Genomic DNA, 20,538 nt, shown 5'->3' on the forward strand with positions numbered 1-20,538 from the left:
CTCCAGAATGATTTGGCCCTGTGGGTGAATACGACCGGGCCGACATGTAAGGGAAGACGGGTGGGACTGCTATACCACGAGCTTGAGTGCTTCATCCCACGCTTTCTGCTTGAGCGTCGCGCCTGCGCCAAACCATGCGGCATCACGACGGTGGTCGTCGCTGCGGGCGCGGCGATGGTGATCTGCGTACTCGGTCACCGCATTGAGCAGACCCCATGCGGTACCGGAGGCCGACGCCAGATCCGCTCCTTTGCCACGGCCGGCGTAGAGTTGGCCGACTGCCTTGATCGCGCGTTCGTTGACTGCGAGTGCGTCGCGATCCGCAACGTTTGGAGTCGAATAGTTGAGCACACGCCGCAGGAACGCTTCGGCGGCCGAGTCGGACACCTTGCGCTCAGCGAGCGCCTTGGTCCGCGCAATGAAGGCATCCCACGATGAGATGGCGATACCAAGCTGTCGCTTGACCGCTTGCGCGTCGAACTGGCTGCGATGCGGCACCTTGACGGCGCCAGTGCCATCACCCAAGGCAATCTGTAACGTGTTATTGCAGACCACACGCACACTCGTGAACTGCGCGGTGGTTGCCAGCGTCCCGTCGCAGGCGGTGGCGAGCAGCAGGTAACCGTTCACGGTGTCCTTGCTCTTGAGTGCCGCGCTCTGGCCCGTCTTGGCGAGTGCAAAAAGCTTGCGGCCGTTCTTGAGCACCCCGGCGGTTTCCAGCTCGAAACCACCGACTTCGGTCAAATCACGGTAGAACTCCAATATCTCCAAGGGCTGCACGACCTGATAGCGCGCGGAGACGACTGACAAGGGCTCCTTGGTGTCGGAGCGGTACAAAACTTTCTGATCGGGAAAAGCGTGGATAGCGCCGATGTTGCCTGTGCCAGTGACGAACCGAACATCAGATGACTCGATGCTCCAGTTCATGCCGGCTTCACGCTGCCAGACTTCGATAGGTTGATGTTCAGACAATTGGTTACCCAGGCCGTGCCAGGGTTGTTGGCCCACATAAGCCATGGATTCGACGAGGTGCATGGATGATTGCTCCTTTGGAAAGACGAATGCATAAAGCCCGGCAAGAGCCGGGCTGATAATGAGATTAAGAGGAGGCGAAAGGAAGGTGGCGGATGAGCCCGCCGCCGGGATTAGCCGTGAGGTAGAGGAAGCGGCTCGTCTTCTTCGGACAGGCCGAAGGGATGGGCTCTGTACCCACCCGCATCGGGTTCGTCGAAGGATGAAGGCTGGCGGGCACGATACCCGGCCGACGCCTCCCCGAACGTATGCCCACAGTCTAGGCAGCGGTAGTTGTGCAGAACCTTATCGTCGATCAGCTCACCTAGAGCCGCACCGGCCGAGCAGCCGGTCGTCCCGCCCAGCAGGCCACCGAGGATGGCTCCGGCGACGGAGCCCAGGGCTGCGCCGGGAGGGCCGGCAATGAGACCGATCCGACCACCGAGCGTGCCGCCGATGCGCGCGCCTTTCATGGCCGCGGAAAAACCGCTGGCAGCGCCAGCGATTGCTCCTAGGGTGCCGCCAACCTTGCGCGCGTGGTTACGGGTCACCACTTGTGGGGATCGGCAATTCGGACAAGTCGTGGTCATGCCGTCTGCTCCTTCTGGGGAGCGTCGCGGCTGCTGCAGCGCAAATGGCCCCAGAGTGCGCCGATCAGGAACATTAGAGCGAATACGCAGAGGCTTTCGAGGGGGGAGTTGGTCGATATCATGATGGCTCCAGGGAGAGGACAAAAGGCGGACCGAGTGGCCCAGAAGCGGTGGCATTCCACCGCTCTCCATCGTGATATGTGGGTGAAAATTTTTTGAATCTACGCAGTCCCGCCACGGGGTTGTGGCCACCATTCAACTTGCCGACTGGTCAAGTCGAGCTGTGTACTGGGGCATCTGGATGCTTGACTCTCCTCTTAGCGTTTGGTCGGCCAAGGCGGATAGATCATCTCCGCGACCAAACAGCAAATGAGTCGATGATCGTCGACGTGGAAGAGCGCTCGATCACTCTCGTCCTGTCTCCCAAGGAAGAACAGCCAACCCTTCTCTTTGTCTTCTCGTTTTTTCGCTGCCATGTACTCTAGCCTGGCGGTTTCGATCTCTCGGGAGACATAGTTGCGTTTCGCAACGCTCCAGTTCTGCCAGTTCACTTTCACCCGATATGGACGGATAAGCTTCCGCTCTTCCCATTCACCATAGCTCAACTGGATTTCCAGATGATCGTCGTTGGCGAGTGATGCTTTCCAACTGATGGGGGCATAGAAAAGGCGCGGTTCAGGGTGCTGGAGAATCTGATCGCTTTTGAGAGAGCGGAAGACGCGCTGGTAAGTCTCGGTAGCGATGCCTGGTACCGCCAAAGGGAGATGCCGATCATGCGGATAATTGACGAAAGTGCGGCAGATTGGCCGAATGGTTTGGGCCGCCCAATGTCGATCTCGTTGCTCCTCGCTTGAGCCATTGGAGCCGGTTCGGCATCCTCCAGCGCTCGTCGTGGCAGTCGGTGTTCCTTTCGTACCGGCCACAGGGCGTGTGTCTCGGAGCACAAGCCGGTTTGGGAAGCTGCCTGGGAAGCCCTCGCGGGTTGACACGCGTTGCTTCCGAGCTCGTTTCACCAGTTCGACTTCTCCCTCGACGTCGCAGCCAGCGTTGTGCCCATCCTTCGCGCTAAAGTAGGGGCGGACCTTGTTTTCTGGTCGGTACGAACAGGGGGTGGCTAGGGCGCCACAGCCCCGACATTCATAGCCCAGGGGATCGACCGGGTCGATGATCCAGAGCTGTTCGGCGTCCACTATCTCGCCCGTGTGCTTATCACGTGCTGATTCCATCTTTCTCACCCCGCTCCTGATTACGACTGCAATATCATAATCAAAATGATCATGTTGACGAATTGTAGTGATTTCGTGGACGCATGATAGGGCTGCTTATATACTCCATGCAATAACCATTATTAGCCTTCGCTAACCCGATCGAGCACTTCTGGATGACCATAAATCAGCTTGCAGAACTCACCCAGCCACAGCGAGACCGCCTCGCGTTCGTGGAGTTGCGCGTGCGTTTCATCGGGGATATTCGCCGCCAGGACTTGGTGTCGCGGTTCGGCATCCAGTCGGCTGCCGCCACGCGTGACTTGGCGATCTACAAGGAGCTGGCCCCGGGCAACATCGACTACGATGCCAAGGCCAAGTGCTATGTCCTTGGGGTTGGCTTCAAACCGCTCTTTGATTTTCTGCCGGAGCGGGTGCTCTCGTGGTTGACGCAGGGCTTCGGCGACGGAGAGCCATCTCGGCTCAAGGCTTGGGTGGCCAGTGAAATTCCTTTAAGGCTCAACCAACCAGACTTGGATGTGCTCGCGAGCGTGACTCGGGCCATCCATCAGGTATGTCCGCTCCGCATCGAGTATCACTCCATCTCCAGTGGCCACACCGAGCGCGAGATCGTTCCCTTTGCGCTGATCGACAACGGACTGCGCTGGCACGTCCGCGCCTTCGACCGGAAGTCCCAGGAGTTCCGGGATTTCGTCATCACCCGAATCAGACGCCCCAGGGTGCTGAAGGGGCTGCCAGTGGCGCCCCACGAGTTGAGCGATCAAGACATTCAGTGGACCCGGATCGTCGAACTGGAGCTGGTTCCGCATCCCGATCAGCCTCGGCCTGAAATCACTGAAATGGACTACGACATGCAGGACGGCGTGCTGCGGATGAGGCTGCGTGCCGCAACGGCCGGATACATCCTGCGCAAGTGGGGTGTGGACTGTTCTCCCGACCATAATCTGCGCGGTTACGAATTCAGGCTTTGGCTGAAAGATCACTTGGCGCTGTACGGCGTCAAGAACGCTGTGTTGGCGCCGGGCTACCGCTCGCCCGACCAAAACAAGGGAGAGAAATAACGTGGCCTACGATCCAAAACGCGCACTGGAACTACTCCGGATCGGCTCCGGACGTGCAGAAGCCACTTTCCGTGACGGCCAAGAGGATGCCATTCGTCACATCGTCGAAGGCAAAGGCCGCTTGTTGGTTGTGCAGAAGACCGGATGGGGCAAGAGCTTCGTCTACTTCATCGCGACCAAGTTGCTGCGTGAAGTAGGCGCCGGACCTGCGCTGCTGATCTCTCCGCTTCTGGCGTTGATGCGAAACCAGATCGCTGCGGCAGAGCGGATGGGAGTTCGCGCCGCCACGATCAACTCCGACAACATGGACGACTGGGCGGCAGTCGAGGGCAAACTGGCCAACGGGGAAATCGACATTCTGTTGATCTCGCCTGAGCGCCTGGCAAACGAGCGCTTTCGCACCCAGGTACTGGCGGGCATCGCCGCACAGATCTCTCTGCTGGTCATCGACGAAGCACACTGCATTTCCGATTGGGGGCACGACTTCCGCCCTCACTACCGACTGCTGGAACGCATCGTCAAAACGCTACCGCCCAATCTCCGACTCCTCGCTACTACGGCGACGGCGAACAACAGGGTGATGGATGATCTCGCGGCGGTTCTTGGACCCAAGCTTGATGTGTCGCGGGGCGATCTCAATCGCACCTCACTCTCTTTGCAGACCATCCGCCTGCCCAGCCAGGCCGAGCGCCTTGCATGGCTGGCAGAGCAACTCGCCACGCTGCAAGGCCACGGCATCATTTACACGTTGACGGTGCGGGACGCCAATCAAGTGGCGGAATGGCTGAAGACCCAAGGCTTAAACGTAGAGGCTTACACCGGCGAAACAGGCGACCGCCGAGAGGAACTGGAGCAGGCACTGCTCAATAACCAGGTCAAAGCGCTGGTTGCCACAACGGCTTTGGGCATGGGCTACGACAAACCGGATCTGGCATTCGTTATCCATTACCAAATGCCTGGTTCGGTAGTCGCCTACTACCAACAGGTTGGCCGTGCAGGACGCGCACTGGACTCTGCCTATGGTGTGTTACTCAGCGGCCAGGAAGAGTCGGACATCACCGATTGGTTTATCCGCAGCGCCTTCCCGACCCGTCAGGAAGTTGCCGACGTATTGAGTGCCCTTGAAAAGGAAGAAAGTGGTTTGTCCGTACCTGAACTGCTGAGCCGAGTTAACCTGAGCAAAGGGCGCGTCGAGAAAACGATTGCACTGCTCTCCCTCGAAGCGCCGGCTCCCATCGCCAAACAAGGCAGCAAATGGCAGCTCACGGCAGCAACGTTGAGCGAAGGTTTTTGGGATCGAGCGGAGCGGCTCACTGCACTACGGCGAGACGAACACCAGCAGATGCAGGATTACGTCAGTCTGCCGTTTGGTGAGCACATGGGCTTTTTGATAGGCGCGCTCGACGGTGATCCAAGTGTTGTCACCGACCCGGCCTTGCCTCCACTGCCTACAACGGTGGATGCCGAACTGATCAAAGCAGCCGTCGCATTTCTTCGTCGAACCAGCTTGCCCATCGAACCGCGCAAGAAGTGGCCGATAGGCGGCATGCCTCAGTACGGCATCGCAAGTAATACAAACATTGAATATCAAGCCCAGCAAGGCAAAGCATTGTGCGTTTGGGGTGATGCCGGCTGGGGCGATTTGGTTCGACATGGCAAATACCGCGATGGCAATTTTTCCGATGACCTTATTGCCGCCTGCGTAAAGATGATCCAGGAGTGGAGCCCGCAACCAGCTCCGACCTGGGTGACCTGCGTACCTTCGCTTCGGCATCCAGACTTAGTACCGGATTTCACTCAGCGCTTGGCTGTTGCACTGGGTCTGCCGTTTCATATGGTCATCGCAAAAACAGATGCAAGGCCCGAACAGAAAACGATGGCAAACAGTACACAACAGGCGCGCAACCTTGATGGCTCGCTCGCACTTAACGGCCAGCCCATCCCTCCCGGCCCGGTCCTCCTGGTTGATGACATGGTCGATTCGCGCTGGACGCTGACGGTATCTGCGTGGCTGCTGCGTAAGAGTGGAAGCGGCGCAGTTTGGCCAATGGCCCTCTCACAGACGGGGCACGACGAATGACGCCGGCCCTTTCACCCAACACCCAGGCGATCCTGCTGCTGACGGCGCCACTCATTGCCGGACGTGGCACTGCGTCACCCGATCTGCTTTCGCCTGGCGAATACAAACGCCTTGCTCGTCACTTGCGCGAGATCCAGCGCCAGCCTGCCGATCTCGTTTCCCCGGACGCAGCTGAGATCCTGCGTGCGTGCCAACCGGTGATTGACGAGAGCCGGCTGCAGCGGTTGCTGGGGCGCGGATTCCTGTTGAGCCAAGTGATTGAGCGTTGGCAAGCTCGCGCTATTTGGGTAGTCAGCCGTGCCGACGCAGAGTACCCCCGTCGCTTGAAAGCTCGGCTCCGTGAAGACGCGCCGGCTGTGCTCTACGGTTGTGGCGACATGGGCCTGCTCGAAACCGGTGGGTTTGCCGTCGTCGGATCGCGCCATGTGGACAACGCCTTAATTGATTACACGATGTCTGTCGGGCGGCTGGCTGCCCGCGCTGGCAGTACGCTCGTGTCAGGCGGCGCTAAAGGGATCGATCAGGCTGCCATGCGTGGTGCGCTTGAGGCGGGAGGCAAAGTCTGTGGCATTTTGGCGGACAGTCTGGAAAAGACCACCATGAACCGCGAGCACCGTAACCTGCTGCTCGATGGTCGACTGGTGCTGATTTCACCCTACGACCCAAGCGCCGGGTTCAACGTCGGCAATGCCATGCAACGAAACAAGCTGATCTACGCATTGGCGGACAGCTCACTTGTGGTGAGTTCCGACTTTAACAAGGGGGGCACTTGGGCTGGTGCCGTTGAGCAGCTCGACAAACTGAAGTTCGTCCCCGTCTTCGTTCGATCGACGGGCGAATCTTCTGCTGGATTAGACGCCCTGCGAAAGAAAGGTGCGCTTCCCTGGCCGAATCCGCAAAACGTGGATTCATTTGCTGAAGTGTTCAACGTGCAGATGCCAACGTCAGTCGCCTCCCCACAGGCTGGTTTTCCGCTGTTTCCGAACGACAGTCCACCAGCAGCCGACGCCTCATCTACGGCGCCCATACCACTCGACGCCGCTCCAGCGCCCCAAGCCGAGAGCGAGCCATCGTCACCTGTCGACGTTGTTTCAGATGTGCAATCCCCAGTTGTGGTTTCCGAAGAACTGATGTCCGCCACACCGGAAAAGGTTGCGCCGATAGGTGAGGCTAAGGAGTTGCCGCAGCCGGAGTCGCCCCCAGCTGTAGTGCTGTTCGCAGCTGTGCGTAATGCAATCCAGCTGCTCTTGAACGTGCCGATGAAAGACACCGAAGTAGCCGCAGCGTTGGATGTCTCAAACGCTCAGGCCAAGGCATGGTTGCAGCGTCTTGTCGATGAAGGGGTGATCGAGAAACAGAAGAAGCCTGCAGGCTACATCGTCAAGCCAAAGCGGCTGTTTGAATAACCGATGAAGACCGACAAGAACACAAGCCGCATGCGACGGTTCGATGAAGAAGGATTAAGCGTTTGAGCAACCAACAAATCACCCTCGGTCAGCTCGAAAGCCACCTCTGGGAATCCGCCAACATCCTCCGTGGCCCCGTGGATGCGGCCGACTTCAAGACCTACATCTTCCCGCTGCTGTTCTTCAAGCGCATCTGTGATGTGTGGGACGAGGAGTACCAGGAGGTCGTCGACGAAACCGGCGATGAGCAACTGGCGTGGTTCCCCGAGTCGCACCGCTTTCAAATACCCGAAGATTGCCACTGGAACGACGTGCGGACCAAGGCTACGAACGTCGGTACGGCCCTGCAGCTGGCGATGCGTGAGATCGAGAAGGAGAATCCCGACACGCTGTATGGCGTCTTCGGCGACGCCCAGTGGACCAACAAGGAGCGTCTGTCCGACGCGCTGCTCAAAGATCTGCTCGAGCACTTCTCGAAGCTTCCGCTGAGCAACCAGGATGTGGCGTCGGACGTTCTCGGAGACGCCTATGAGTACCTGATCAAGAAGTTCGCCGACGCCACCAACAAGAAGGCGGGCGAGTTCTATACCCCGCGTAGCGTCGTTCGGATGATGATCGACATGCTCGACCCTAAGGAGGCCGAAACCATCTACGACCCGGCCTGCGGTACGGGGGGCATGTTACTGGCTGCAGTGCAGCACGTACAGGAGCAGCACGGTGATGTGAAGCGCCTGTGGGGCAAGCTGTTCGGCCAGGAGAAGAACCTGACCACTTCGTCCATCGCAAGGATGAACCTGTTCCTCCACGGCATTGAGGACTTTCAGGTCGTTCGAGGGGACACGCTGCGCAACCCTGCCTTTTTCGACGGCGATCGGCTCGCGACCTTCGACTGCGTTATTGCCAATCCGCCGTTCTCACTGGAGAAGTGGGGTGAGGACCTGTGGTTGAACGATCCCTTCGGGCGCAACTTCGCCGGGCTACCGCCTTCCTCCAGCGGTGACTTCGCCTGGGTGCAGCACATGGTCAAGTCGATGGCCGAGGGGAAGGGCCGCATGGCTGTCGTTCTGCCCCAGGGAGCGCTGTTTCGCAAGGGGGCCGAAGGCGAGATCCGGCAGAAGCTGCTGCAGATGGATCTGGTCGAGGCGGTGATTGGCCTGGCGCCCAATCTGTTCTATGGCACCGGTCTGGCCGCTTGCATCTTGGTGCTGCGCAAGCACAAGCCTACTGTCCGCAAGCAGAAGGTATTGATCGCCGACGCATCCCGTCTGTTCCGTCGCGGCCGGGCGCAGAACTATCTGGAGCCGGAACACGCCGCCGCAATCCTACGTTGGTTCCAAGATTTTGCCGATGTGCAGGACGCAGCTCGCGTGGTCTCCCTCGACGAAATCAAGAATGAAGATTGGACGCTGAACATCTCGCGCTACGTGCTGCCGCCGCTACAGGATGACATTCCACCTCTGCCTGAAGCTATCGCTGCGTTTAAGGATGCGCTCACCCGTTGCCGCGAGGCCGAGGAGCGGCTCGCGCAGGTCATGACCGAAGGAGGATGGCTATGAGCCGCATCACCCAACAAGAACTCGAAAGCTATCTCTGGGGTGCCGCCGTGCTGCTGCGCGGCTTGATTGATGCGGGTGACTACAAGCAGTTCATCTTCCCGCTGTTGTTCTTCAAGCGCGTGTCGGACGTGTGGGACGAGGAATACCAGTCGGCCCTGGCCGAGTCCGGTGGCGACCTGTCCTACGCCCAGTTCGCCGAGAACCACCGCTTCCAGATTCCCGAAGGCGCGCATTGGAACGATGTGCGGCAAACGCCCAAGAACGTCGGCGCCGTCATCCAGAAGGCCATGCGCGCCATCGAATCGGCCAACCCTGACATGCTCGACGGCATCTTCGGCGATGCACCGTGGACCAACCGCGAGCGCCTACCCGATGAAACGCTAAAGAACTTGATCGAGCACTTCTCGACCCAGACGCTTTCGGTGGCCAACGTGCCCGAGGATGAGCTGGGCAATGCCTACGAATATCTGATCAAGAAATTCGCCGACGATTCGGGCCACACAGCAGCCGAGTTCTACACCAACCGCACTGTAGTCCACCTGATGACACAACTGCTGGCCCCGCAGGCAGGTGAGTCGATCTACGACCCTACTTGCGGCACCGGCGGCATGCTGATCTCGGCACTGGACGAAGTGAAGCGCTCGGGAGGCGAGTACCGCACGCTCAATCTGTACGGTCAGGAGCGCAACCTCATCACCTCATCTATTGCCCGCATGAACCTGTTCTTGCACGGGGTGGAGGACTTCGAAATCATTCGCGGTGATACCCTGGCAGAGCCCAAGCACATTGAGAGCGACCGCCTGCGCCAGTTCGACGTGATCCTGGCCAACCCGCCTTACTCTATCAAGCAATGGAACCGCGAGGCCTGGAGCAGTGACAAGTGGGGCCGCAACTTCCTCGGCACGCCACCGCAAGGCCGAGCTGACTACGCCTTCCAGCAACACATCCTGGCCAGCCTCACAGACAAGGGGCGCTGCGCTGTGCTCTGGCCGCATGGTGTGCTGTTCCGCAACGAGGAACAGTCGATGCGCTCCAAGATGATCGAGCAGGACTGGGTGGAGGCCGTTATCGGCCTAGGACCCAACTTGTTCTACAACTCCCCAATGGAGTCCTGCATTGTCATCTGCAACCGCAAGAAGACAGCTGCACGCAAAGGCAAGGTGATTTTCATCGATGCGGTGAACGAGGTCACCCGCGAGCGCGCGCAGAGTTTCCTCAAGCCCGAGCACCAGCAGCGCATCCTGACCGCTTACAAGACTTTCGCCGATGTGCCTGGTTTCGCCAAAGTCGCAACCCAGGCCGAGATCGGCGCGAACGCTGGCAACCTGTCGATCCCGCTGTATGTCAAGCGCATTGCCGCCGCCATCGCCACCGACAATAATGGCGATGCGGTATCGTTGCGCTCCTCCTGGGAGCAGTGGCAGAACGATGGGCGCGCCTTCTGGCAACAGATGTATGCGCTGGTAGAAACGTTGGATGGCCTTTCCAAAGCAGAGGATGCTGTATGAAGCTTCAAACGATTCGGCTATCGAACTTCCAGTCTTTTGGCGCACAACCGATCGAGCTCACGCTGGAAGATATCACCTACCTGATCGGCCCCAACGGCTCAGGCAAGACCGCCTCGCTCCAGGCGCTGTGCCGCCTGTTTGCTTTTGATCCATCCTTGCGCCGCATACAACGCTCGGACTTCCATGTTCCATTTGATGAGGAACATGCACCTGAGGAGCGTCAGCTTTGGATAGAGGCCGACTTTCTCTTCCCTGAACTGGCGGAGGAAAAAGACAACAGCACAGTTGCGCCACACTTTGGCCATATGCGCTTGGACGAGGCAGACGGTATGCCACGCGTGCGATTTCGCCTCAGTGCAACCATGGGGTTGGATGGCGACATAGAAGAAGCCTTGGTCTATGTGTTGGACGTTAATCCCGATGGCTCGCCACTGACTACCGCACAAGTACCCCGATCTGAGCGCAACCATATCCATGTTCACTACCTGCCTGCCCGCCGTGACCCGGCTGACCACATCGCCTACGGCGCCAATGCGCTGCTCGGGCGCATGCTGCGCGCTGTGAACTGGGATGCAGAGCGCGATGCAATCAAGGATCTCACCGGCCAAATCAGCGACAGTCTCGCGTCCAACCCATCGGTTAATGCATTCAGCACAAGCTTGAAAGCTACATGGGACGCTTTACACAAGGGCAGTTTTTTTGCCGACCCGAAGATCACCTTCGTGGCCTCTGAGGTTGAAGCCTTATTGAGGCATATGTCGGTTTCATTCTCGCCGGGGCACGATGAACAGTTGGTTGACTTCTCGCGCCTGAGCGATGGCCAGAAGTCGATGCTCTATCTGTCCCTGGTACTGTCGTCACAGGCAATCAGCCGCGCCGTGCTGGCAGAAGAAGACAAGTCATTTGATGCCGACAAGTTGCGGCCACCTGTCTTTACGCTGGTCGCCGTCGAGGAACCTGAGAACAGCCTTTCGCCCCATTACCTTGGGCGGATCATCAATGCCCTAAACTTGATGGTCGGCAGCGGCGACGCACAAGCACTAATCGCTACTCACGCTCCGTCCATGCTCCGTCGCGTTGCTCCCGAACACATTCGTTATCTGCGGCTCGCAGAGGAAAGAACATCGCGTATCACTCATATCCAGCTGCCCGGCACCACGGACGAAGCACACAAGTTTGTGCGTGAGGCCGTGCAGGCCTTTCCGGAAGTCTATTTCTCCCGCCTTGTGGTGCTGGGAGAAGGTGACAGCGAAGAAATCGTGCTTCCACGACTCCTTCAGGCCAAAGGAGCCCCTGTTGACGAGTCGGCAGTCTCGATAGCGCCCTTGGGTGGGCGCCACGTCAATCACTTCTGGCGCCTATTGTCTGCCCTGCAGATTCCCTATCTGACGCTGCTTGATCTGGATGTCGCGCGCTATCAGGCCGGATGGGGGCGAATCAAGTACGTCAATGACCAGTTGGCGGTGCACGAACCAGGCAAGGCACTCCCTGCGGACCATGTCATTCCCAGTTGGAATGATACCGCTCACAAGGTCCGAGATTACGCGAACTACAGATCTCTGCTCGAAGAGCGAGATGTGTATTTCTCGTTTCCCATGGATCTTGATTTCGCGATGCTGCTCGCCTACCCGGATGCCTATGGCGTAGTGAGGGAAGAGCCCGATGAGTCAACGATCAAGGCTGTCCTCGGGAAAAGCCACCATGACGCAAGCCAATACAGCGAGGACGAACTGAGGTTGTTCGGCACTTATCACCGCAGCTTCAAGCTTGGCAGCAAACCTGCCGCCCACATCGATGCGCTGGCCCAGCTGACTGATGAAGAGTTGCTGGCGAGCATGCCTGAATCTCTTGGTAGGCTGGCAGACGCCGTCATCGCCAAACTAGCGGAGCTGCCCGAGTGATTGCCGTCGAAACCTGGCAGCCTGCGGATGGCCTGACGCTTGAGCCCAATGCCCTGCTTGCCGCTAAAGAGCAAGAGCGCTGCCTCGCCCTGACGGCCGGCCCAGGTGCCGGCAAGACAGAAATGCTTGCGCAACGGGCAGATTTCCTTCTGCGCACAGGCATGTGTCGCTATCCCAAGCGAATTCTGGCCATCTCCTTCAAAGCTGATGCCAGCAAAAACCTGAAAGAGCGTGTGCAGCGCCGCTGTGGTTCAGAGTCGGCATCGCGCTTTGACAGTTACACCTTCCATGCCTTTGCCAAGCGAATCATTGACCGATTCCGGCCAGTGCTCACGGGCGAATATGCGCTGGATGCCGGCTACAAAATCATCGACAGGAAAGCTGGTCCTTCCAGCACTCAGATTGAGTTCGGAGATCTGGTTCCGCTGGCTATTCAGATCCTTCAGAAATCGAAAGTTGCCCGGAATGCGATCCGACAGACCTACAGCGATGTCTTTCTGGATGAATTCCAGGACTGCACCAACCAGCAGTACGAACTGGTAAAGCTCGCCTTTCAAGGCACCAGCATTCGCCTTACCGCCGTGGGCGATACCAAGCAAAAAATCATGGGTTGGGCGGGCGCACTGGACGGCATCTTCCAGACCTTCGCGACAGATTTCGCTGCGACACCACTCAACATGTACCGCAACTTTCGTTCGAAGCCACGCTTGCTGCGCATGCAGAACGAAATCATTCGGGTACTCGATCCAGCATCCGTCATGCCCGATGAGCAGTTGGTCGGCGATGAAGGTGAGGTTTTCGCTTGGCGCTTCGAGGATAGCCGCAAGGAAGCGGAATACCTGGCGGTTTTGATTGATGGTTGGATAAAGACAGAGCAGCTACCTCCTGCTGAAATTGCGGTTCTCATCTCCAAGCAACTCGATCTTTACGCCGGCCATCTCATGGCCGCGCTGGAGGCACGCGGCATTCCCTTCCGCAACGAACAGCAGATGCAAGATATAACAGTTGAACCCGCCGCACGCTTGATCGTGGACTACCTATCTTGCCTCTATGGCCAGCGCGAGCCCAAAGCCTGGGTTAGGTTGATGAACCAGTTGGTGCCCTTCGCGGATGAAGAAATTCAGACCAATGCGCGAAAAGACCTTGATCGATTGATCAAGCAGCAACGGAAAGAGGCAGCCATCGCTGACCTAATCGCGGGGCCTTTCTCTGGCTGGTGGGAGTTTGTTCGAGCTTTCTTGAAACAAATCAGTATCGAAACCCTCGTCGCGCTGTCGCCGGACTATGAATCCCATGATCGTCTCAAAGAGGTCGTCCGGGATACCAAGGCGCGCATTGAAGAACTGCTCAAGCTGGAACCAGATTTGCCCAAAGCGCTTGAACGCTTCTCGGATGACCAAGCGGTACGCATCCTGACTATCCACAAAAGCAAAGGTCTTGAGTTCGATTCAGTCATCATCATGGCCGTTGAAAACGAAATCTTCTTTGGCAATCAGGCTGAAAACCGCTGCGCATATTTTGTCGGGGTTTCTCGCACCAAGAAGCGACTGGTTCTTACCCATGCAGATCAACGGGAACGCCCTGCTGGATATACGAAACGTTGGGACGTGCATCGCTCTGTCCAAACTGAATATTTTGGCTACGCCATGCCGTTCGTAAGGCAACAACAATGAAAAATGAATCCCTGAAACCTGGCTGGCGCCAAGTGAAGTTCGGCGACGTGGTGCGGCTCTCGAAAGCACGCAGCAAAGACCCGCTCGCTGATGGCTTTGAGCGCTATGTCGGTCTGGAACATCTGGAGCCGAGCGATCTGCGCATTCGCAGTTGGGGCAACGTTGCTGACGGCGTAACGTTCACCAGCGTGTTCCAACCCGGACAGGTGCTTTTCGGCAAACGCCGCGCATACCAGCGCAAAGTGGCCGTGGCGGATTTCGCGGGTGTGTGCTCCGGTGACATTTACGTACTGGAGTCCAAGGACGCGCAGACCTTGCTGCCGGAGTTGCTGCCATTCATTTGCCAGACCGACGCCTTCTTCGATCACGCGGTTGGCACATCGGCAGGCTCGTTGAGCCCACGCACCAACTGGGCGAGCTTGGCGGGTTTTGAGTTCGCGCTGCCGACGATGGAGGAGCAGGTCCGGCTTCTACCGCTGTTCGAGGCTTGGCGCGAGGCTTCCGACGCAAGCATCCAGGCGATCACCGATGCACACCGAATGCGACGAGCAGCGTTTGCCCGATTTTTTGAACATGGTATTCGTGGTGAGGAGCGTGTCACCACACCTATTGGAGAACTGCCTAAATCATGGATGGTGGCTCCGCTGGGGGAGAGATACGAGGTTCAGCTAGGCAAGATGATGTCTGAGACGGCAAGATCGGCTCCCGGCCAGACTCCCTACCTCCGGAACGCGAATGTTCAATGGAATAGGTTGGATCTCGACGATGTTGCCGAGATGGCGTTTAGCCCAAGAGAGAAGGAAAAATTCGGTCTGCGCTACGGAGACATTCTTGCCTGTGAGGGCCGGCATGTCGGCAAATCTTCTATGTGGAGAGAGGAGATCCCCGGTGCTTGCTACCAGAAAGCACTCCACCGACTTCGACGACTTTCCGATGCGGATGAGCCACGGTATTTGCTTCACTGTCTTCAGTACTACTCATGGACAGGGAGATTCATTGCGGTAACAGGGGAGACAACGATTCCCCATCTGCCCGCAGAACGCTTCAGGGCGATGCTCTTCCCATTTCCCTTACTGGACGAGCAAGTTGAGATCGCTGAGGCAATCGACAATATTGACGCAGCAATTGCCAACTTAGAAGAACGGCAACACTTTGCGTCTCGCACACTTTCTTTAGCTCTGGGCGAGTGCAATGGAAGGCGCAATGTTTAACGAATCCAACACCGTCGAAGCCTACGTCCGTGACCTGCTCGTTGGCCCTATCAAGGCGACACCAGCCAACACCGTCCAGGAACCCCTAGCCAGCTATGGACCGAGCCCCAAAGGCATCGGCTGGCGCTACGCAGCCCCCTCTGAAGTACCGCGTCAGATTCAGGAGGTGCTGGTTGAGCCCTGGTTGCGGGATGCGCTGATCCGCCTGAATCCGGAGATTGCCGCGCAGTCCGACCGCGCCGACGAAGTGCTCTACAAGCTCCGGGCAATCGTGTTATCGGTGCGCTCGGATGGCCTAATCCGCGCCAACGAGGAGATGACCGCCTGGATGCGTGGCGAGCGCTCCATGCCCTTCGGCCAGAACAACGAGCATGTGCCGGTACGGCTGATCGAGTTGGACGACCTGAAACAGAACCAGTACATCGTTACCCAGCAGTACACTTATCGCGCAGGCCCTACCGAGCGCCGTGCTGATTTGGTGTTGCTGGTCAACGGACTGCCGCTGGTGCTGATCGAGGCCAAGACGCCGGTCAAGAAGTGCATCAGCTGGGTCGATGGCGCGGTGCAGGTGCACGACGACTACGAGAAGTTCGTGCCGGAGCTCTTCGTCTGCAACGTGTTCTCAGTGGCCACTGAGGGCAAGGCCTACCGCTACGGGTCTATCGGCCTACCAGTCAAGGACTGGGGCCCTTGGCATCTGGATGATGACGACGATAGCCAGCACCATCCGCTGAAATCACTCAAATTGTCGGCCGATAGCATGCTGCGGCCGCATGTGGTGCTGGACATCCTCGGTAGTTTCACGCTGTTCGCCACGGACAAGAAGAAGCGCCGCATCAAGATCATCTGCCGCTATCAGCAATACGAGGCGGCCAATAAGATTGTCGAGCGGGTACTCGCGGGGTACCCCAAGAAGGGCCTGATCTGGCACTTCCAAGGTTCGGGCAAGTCGCTGCTGATGGTATTCGCGGCGCAGAAGCTACGTCTGCACGCTGGGCTGAAGAACCCTACGGTGCTGATCGTGGTAGACCGCATCGATCTGGACAGTCAGATCACAGGCACCTTTACCGGAGCGGATATCCCCAACCTGGAAAAAGCTGACAGCCGCGAGAAGTTGCAGCAACTGCTAGCACAGGACGTACGCAAGATCATCATCACGACGATCTTCAAGTTCGGCGAGGCCGATGGTGCGCTGAACTCTCGCAACAATATCATCGCGCTGGTGGACGAAGCCCACCGCACCCAGGAAGGAGACCTGGGCCGCAAGATGCGCGAAGCCTTGCCCAATGCCTTCCTGTTCGGCCTGACAGGCACGCCCATCAACCGTGCCGACCGCAACACCTTCTACACCTTCGGCGCGGAGGAGGACGAGAAGGGTTACATGAGCCGATACGGCTTCGAGGAGTCAATCCGCGACGGCGCCACGCTAAAGCTGCATTTCGAGCCCCGGCTGATCGACCTGCACATCGACAAGGCCGCGTTGGACGCAGCTTACAAGGACTTGACCGGTGGCCTTTCAGATCTCGACAAGGACAACCTCGCCAAGACAGCCGCCAAGATGGCGGTGCTGGTGAAAACGCCCGAGCGCATACGCAAGATCTGCGAAGATATCGTCCAGCACTATCAGAGCAAGGTAGGGCCCAACGGCTTCAAGGGCCAGATCGTCACCTTCGACCGCGAGTCCTGCCTGCTGTTCAAGACCGAGCTGGACAAGCTGCTGCCACCCGAAGTCACCGACATCGTGATGTCGGTGCAGGCTGCGGACAAGAAGGAACACCCAGAGTACGCACCTTACGACCGCAGCCGCGACGAGGAAGAGCGCCTGCTGGACCGCTTCCGTGACCCGGCTGACCCGCTGAAGCTGATCATCGTCACCGCCAAGCTCCTGACTGGCTTTGATGCACCCATCCTACAGGCCATGTACCTGGACAAGCCGCTGCGCGACCACACGCTGCTGCAGGCGATATGCCGCGTGAACCGCACGTATTCGGAGCAGAAGACCCACGGCCTAATCGTGGACTACCTAGGCATCTTCGATGACGTGGCCGCTGCACTGGAGTTTGACGACCAGAGCGTCAAGCAGGTGGTCAGCAACATCCAGGAGCTGAAGGATAAGTTGCCCGAGGCGATGCAAAAGTGCCTGGCCTTCTTCCACGGCTGCGACCGCACGCTACAGGGCTACGAGGGCCTGATCGCGGCACAGCAGTGTCTGCCTAACAACGAGGTACGCGACAACTTCGCGGCCGAATTCAGCGTGCTCAACAAGATCTGGGAAGCGTTGTCACCCGACACCGTGCTGGGGCCCTTCGAGAAAGACTACAAGTGGCTGTCTCAGGTGTACCAGTCGGTGCAGCCCTCCAGCGGCCACGGCAAGCTGATCTGGCATTCGCTGGGCGCCAAGACCATCGAATTGATCCATCAAAACGTACACGTCGACGCGGTGCGCGACGACTTGGACACCCTGGTACTAGACGCCGATCTGCTGGAAGCCGTGCTCTCGAACCCCGACCCGAAGAAAGCCAAGGAGATCGAGATCAAGCTGAACCGGCGCCTGCGTAAGCACGTGGGTAACCCGAAGTTCAAGCAGCTGTCCGAACGACTCGATGCATTGAAGGATCGCTTCGAATCTGGGCAAATCAACAGCGTCGAATTCCTGAAGCAACTGTTGGAGATTGCCAAGGAAACCCTGCAAGCAGAAAAGGAAGTCCCGCCCGAAGAGGACGAGGATCGAGGCAAGGCAGCGCTAACTGAATTGTTCAACGAGGTGAAGACGTCCGACACACCGATCATGGTCGAACGCGTGGTTGCGGACATCGACGAGATCGTGCGATTAGTGCGCTTCCCGGGTTGGCAAGGCACGCAGGCTGGCGAACGCGAGGTCAAAAAAGCACTGCGTAAGGCCCTATTCAAATACAAGCTGCATGCGGATGAGGAGCTTTTCGAGAAGGCCTACAGTTACATTCGGCAGTATTACTGAAGGGGGCGAGGATGAGCGACACGCAGGACAGCGCATTTTCGAACACAATTTGGTTCGTCGGTGCGAGCTATCCAAGCTACAGCGGCACCGATGATCAGATGCTGCGATTTCTGGCAGAAAGTATTTAGGAGAACGGCTACGACGACAGGCATCTCGAACTTGTACGCTCCCTGCAGCCCGGTGAGAGGGGCGCCATCAAGGCTGCCTACACCTGCAAGCACGGGCTGCCCTTCGATAACCGGGGACGTACCGTTTCTGTAATGGGTATCAAGGTAATTACCGGTTACAAGCATGCGCTGATTGTGATGGCTATCGGCCAATTTGTTCACTTCTTACGAATCATTGGCGGCAAGTCTATATACCACCTCGCATCCAATGTTGCCTGTGCATTCCGCCGTTCCTGTTCATTGCAGGTAAGTGCCGCTGCTGTCGTAGACGTCTTCGCAGGTAGAGTGCTTGCTAGCGATATTCGAGTCACGTAGCTTGCTGGGTCGTTCTTAACCTTCGCTCGCATCATGTCTCTCCCAAAAACCGACGAATGTCCCTAGATGAGATGGTCGGTTTGCAGTAGGCCGTAATTCGGGTTGTGCGGCCGGATTCCAGCATAGTCTTTGTTGCTTCCGAATTGCCAGCAGCACCGACTGTAAGTTGATATTCCTTGCTATCGTCCCGTCTGACCCAGGCCTTTGCCCTATCGACGATAGAGTATTCCCAGTCTAGGCAGGAATCGACCTGGGCGAGCTCATTTGACACCTCTATTGCCGCAGAGTATCGATTTGCGATGTCGGGCTCGATGCATTTCTTGACAATGCGGCGCAATCGCTCGGGAATGTGCTCGGGAAATATACTACGATCAGGGAACTGACCATTTCGGACTGCAAACCTGAAGCCGTCACGATCGAACGCCACTGGGTCCGCTCCAAACCGATGGAACTGCTCGTAGAAAGCCGCATTACCATTGCACATGCGATAGAGTGTTAGGCCGAATTGGTAGATATCAAACGCTGGCGTGAATTGAGCATCGGTATACGCTTCAGGGGGGCGCATCTTGTAGTACATGCGATCCTGTTCCGCTCTACCTTCTCGGCTCAGCCGACGCGACAAGCCAAAGTCCGAAATCAGAGCCTCTCCGCGTGGTGAAAGCAATACATTGTCAGGTTTGAGATCAAAATGGATCAGCCGCTTGGAATGGATGTTGTGCAGACCACTTGCAATCTGACACCCAAGGACAACGATCTCACGTACTGTTAGGAACCGGGAGTTGATTAGCGCATTGAGCGAACCACGGCGATAGAACGGCATCGCTATGTAAATGTGGTCCGTGTCTTGGCACGCATAGTGCACCGACACGACATTGGGGTGCCCACTCAAGTGCAGTATCTTCGCTTCCTCGAAGTATGTATCGACGGAATCAAGATCGGCTTTTCGAACCTTCTTGATGACAATCTCCGCGTCCAACTGGTCGTCGTGCGCCACATGCGCAGTGGAGTTAGCACCTTCCTGACCTATTTCTTGCCGAAGCTGAAATGAAATTTCCGCTCTACTGTAGGGCTTAAGCATGGCAAGCTCCGATGGCGCAAAGAACAGCCTCGCGTTGAGCGTTACTCATATCGCCCCAGCGCTCTATATCCCACTCCAATGTCCCGTCGATGTACCTCTTGAAATCCGCACGGTCAATCTGTAGCCGGGCCGAAATCGACGAGATCTGTCCGACGTAGTAGGCGCAGACACTGCTGCTCGCAAATGCTTCCTGAATCACGCCTTCCAGTTGAATGCGCTCGTGGCTTGGTGACTGGGCATTCGGCTCGGTTATGCGCACACCTGCACGCTCAACCTCATACTCCCTCAAAATGTCGAGCAAGTTGTTACGTACATACTTGAGAGAATCGGGAACGGTAAAGGCAATTGGGATCTTGATGTCTTCGATGTTGATCACGGCTTTGAGCGTGTCGTCATACACCGCAAATGTGACCGCTTTTGGTGCCGCACGAATTCCAATTGCCCGCATGATTCTTCCTGTTGTGCTTATGCTCCCGGGAAGTATAGCGTTTAGAACGTGTGGGTCAAAAGCAGCGCGAACGGTCACTCTTTGTCGTCACGGCGTTGTGTGGACCGGATGAGGATATGGATCGATATGGATTAATGTTGACCCAAAATGCCTACACAGTGCCTACACGGCGGCAGAAAAGCAAAAGGCCAGTTCTTTCGAACTGGCCTAAGTGCTTGAATATATTGGTGGCGAATCAGGGACTCGAACCCCGGACCTGCGGATTATGATTCCGTCGCTCTAACCGACTGAGCTAATTCGCCATGAAGACTTGTCGAAAACAATTCTTCG

General features: G+C 57.5%; 14 protein-coding genes and 1 tRNA gene. 9 read left to right on the plus strand and 6 right to left on the minus strand.

Going from position 1 to position 20,538, the window contains the following annotated elements; translation table 11 throughout:
- Nucleotides 1-69 precede the first annotated feature (69 nt).
- From ACUXV1_RS18835 to ACUXV1_RS18845, 3 genes are all read right to left on the minus strand, one after another.
- Nucleotides 70-1,035, minus strand: a complete 966-nt coding sequence (locus tag ACUXV1_RS18835) for a DUF932 domain-containing protein (RefSeq protein ID WP_446016175.1) — start codon at nt 1,033-1,035, stop codon at nt 70-72.
- A gap of 110 nt (nt 1,036-1,145) precedes the next feature.
- Nucleotides 1,146-1,601 carry a hypothetical protein gene (locus tag ACUXV1_RS18840; RefSeq protein WP_446016174.1) on the minus strand — a complete coding sequence of 152 codons (456 nt, stop codon included), beginning with the start codon at nt 1,599-1,601 and terminating at the stop codon, nt 1,146-1,148.
- Between the two features lie 317 nt (nt 1,602-1,918).
- Nucleotides 1,919-2,827, minus strand: a complete 909-nt coding sequence (locus ACUXV1_RS18845) for a hypothetical protein (RefSeq protein ID WP_446016173.1) — start codon at nt 2,825-2,827, stop codon at nt 1,919-1,921.
- Nucleotides 2,828-2,982: 155 nt separating this feature from the next.
- Here ACUXV1_RS18845 and ACUXV1_RS18850 point away from each other — a divergent pair, with 155 nt between their 5' ends.
- The 9 genes from ACUXV1_RS18850 to ACUXV1_RS18890 all read left to right on the plus strand — a co-directional run bounded on the left by ACUXV1_RS18850 (nt 2,983) and on the right by ACUXV1_RS18890 (nt 18,200).
- Nucleotides 2,983-3,888 carry a helix-turn-helix transcriptional regulator gene (locus ACUXV1_RS18850; protein WP_446016172.1) on the plus strand — a complete coding sequence of 302 codons (906 nt, stop codon included), beginning with the start codon at nt 2,983-2,985 and terminating at the stop codon, nt 3,886-3,888.
- Between the two features lies 1 nt (nt 3,889).
- Nucleotides 3,890-5,968, plus strand: a complete 2,079-nt coding sequence (locus tag ACUXV1_RS18855; protein WP_446016171.1) for a RecQ family ATP-dependent DNA helicase — start codon at nt 3,890-3,892, stop codon at nt 5,966-5,968.
- Nucleotides 5,965-7,374, plus strand: coding sequence for a DNA-processing protein DprA (locus ACUXV1_RS18860; protein ID WP_446016170.1), 1,410 nt, complete (start codon nt 5,965-5,967; stop codon nt 7,372-7,374). Before ACUXV1_RS18855 ends, ACUXV1_RS18860 begins: the two co-directional genes overlap by 4 nt.
- Before the next feature lie 62 nt (nt 7,375-7,436).
- Nucleotides 7,437-8,930, plus strand: coding sequence for a type I restriction-modification system subunit M (locus ACUXV1_RS18865; protein WP_446016169.1), 1,494 nt, complete (start codon nt 7,437-7,439; stop codon nt 8,928-8,930).
- A complete protein-coding gene (locus ACUXV1_RS18870) occupies nt 8,927-10,438 on the plus strand; it encodes a type I restriction-modification system subunit M (RefSeq protein WP_446016168.1) in 1,512 nt (503 codons plus the stop codon). The genes ACUXV1_RS18865 and ACUXV1_RS18870 overlap by 4 nt, the downstream gene beginning before the upstream one ends.
- Nucleotides 10,435-12,339: an ATP-dependent nuclease gene (locus ACUXV1_RS18875; protein WP_446016167.1), complete on the plus strand. Its 1,905-nt coding sequence runs from the start codon at nt 10,435-10,437 to the stop codon at nt 12,337-12,339. The genes ACUXV1_RS18870 and ACUXV1_RS18875 overlap by 4 nt, the downstream gene beginning before the upstream one ends.
- Nucleotides 12,336-14,012, plus strand: a complete 1,677-nt coding sequence (locus tag ACUXV1_RS18880) for a UvrD-helicase domain-containing protein (protein WP_446016166.1) — start codon at nt 12,336-12,338, stop codon at nt 14,010-14,012. Before ACUXV1_RS18875 ends, ACUXV1_RS18880 begins: the two co-directional genes overlap by 4 nt.
- Nucleotides 14,009-15,223, plus strand: a complete 1,215-nt coding sequence (locus ACUXV1_RS18885; protein WP_446016165.1) for a restriction endonuclease subunit S — start codon at nt 14,009-14,011, stop codon at nt 15,221-15,223. Before ACUXV1_RS18880 ends, ACUXV1_RS18885 begins: the two co-directional genes overlap by 4 nt.
- Nucleotides 15,216-18,200, plus strand: a complete 2,985-nt coding sequence (locus ACUXV1_RS18890; RefSeq protein ID WP_446016163.1) for a type I restriction endonuclease subunit R — start codon at nt 15,216-15,218, stop codon at nt 18,198-18,200. Before ACUXV1_RS18885 ends, ACUXV1_RS18890 begins: the two co-directional genes overlap by 8 nt.
- A gap of 513 nt (nt 18,201-18,713) precedes the next feature.
- Here the strand turns inward: ACUXV1_RS18890 and ACUXV1_RS18895 are convergent.
- The 3 genes from ACUXV1_RS18895 to ACUXV1_RS18905 all read right to left on the minus strand — a co-directional run bounded on the left by ACUXV1_RS18895 (nt 18,714) and on the right by ACUXV1_RS18905 (nt 20,510).
- Nucleotides 18,714-19,760, minus strand: a complete 1,047-nt coding sequence (locus ACUXV1_RS18895; protein ID WP_446016162.1) for a serine/threonine-protein kinase — start codon at nt 19,758-19,760, stop codon at nt 18,714-18,716.
- Nucleotides 19,753-20,208: a hypothetical protein gene (locus ACUXV1_RS18900; protein ID WP_446016161.1), complete on the minus strand. Its 456-nt coding sequence runs from the start codon at nt 20,206-20,208 to the stop codon at nt 19,753-19,755. The genes ACUXV1_RS18895 and ACUXV1_RS18900 overlap by 8 nt, the downstream gene beginning before the upstream one ends.
- Nucleotides 20,209-20,433: 225 nt before the next feature.
- Nucleotides 20,434-20,510, minus strand: a tRNA-Met gene (locus ACUXV1_RS18905).
- Nucleotides 20,511-20,538: the final 28 nt, after the last annotated feature.

Source organism: Chromobacterium sp. W521 (genome assembly GCF_052805975.1).

What these genes read in the sequence shown, in the direction of transcription:
- ACUXV1_RS18835 (WP_446016175.1), bottom strand. Translation starts at nt 1,035, where the DNA reads ATGCACCTCGTCGAATCCATGGCTTATGTGGGCCAACAACCCTGGCAC.
- ACUXV1_RS18840 (WP_446016174.1), bottom strand. Translation starts at nt 1,601, where the DNA reads ATGACCACGACTTGTCCGAATTGCCGATCCCCACAAGTGGTGACCCGT.
- ACUXV1_RS18845 (WP_446016173.1), bottom strand. Translation starts at nt 2,827, where the DNA reads ATGGAATCAGCACGTGATAAGCACACGGGCGAGATAGTGGACGCCGAA.
- ACUXV1_RS18850 (WP_446016172.1), top strand. Translation starts at nt 2,983, where the DNA reads ATGACCATAAATCAGCTTGCAGAACTCACCCAGCCACAGCGAGACCGC.
- ACUXV1_RS18860 (WP_446016170.1), top strand. Translation starts at nt 5,965, where the DNA reads ATGACGCCGGCCCTTTCACCCAACACCCAGGCGATCCTGCTGCTGACG.
- ACUXV1_RS18870 (WP_446016168.1), top strand. Translation starts at nt 8,927, where the DNA reads ATGAGCCGCATCACCCAACAAGAACTCGAAAGCTATCTCTGGGGTGCC.
- ACUXV1_RS18875 (WP_446016167.1), top strand. Translation starts at nt 10,435, where the DNA reads ATGAAGCTTCAAACGATTCGGCTATCGAACTTCCAGTCTTTTGGCGCA.
- ACUXV1_RS18885 (WP_446016165.1), top strand. Translation starts at nt 14,009, where the DNA reads ATGAAAAATGAATCCCTGAAACCTGGCTGGCGCCAAGTGAAGTTCGGC.
- ACUXV1_RS18890 (WP_446016163.1), top strand. Translation starts at nt 15,216, where the DNA reads ATGTTTAACGAATCCAACACCGTCGAAGCCTACGTCCGTGACCTGCTC.
- ACUXV1_RS18895 (WP_446016162.1), bottom strand. Translation starts at nt 19,760, where the DNA reads ATGCTTAAGCCCTACAGTAGAGCGGAAATTTCATTTCAGCTTCGGCAA.
- ACUXV1_RS18900 (WP_446016161.1), bottom strand. Translation starts at nt 20,208, where the DNA reads ATGCGGGCAATTGGAATTCGTGCGGCACCAAAAGCGGTCACATTTGCG.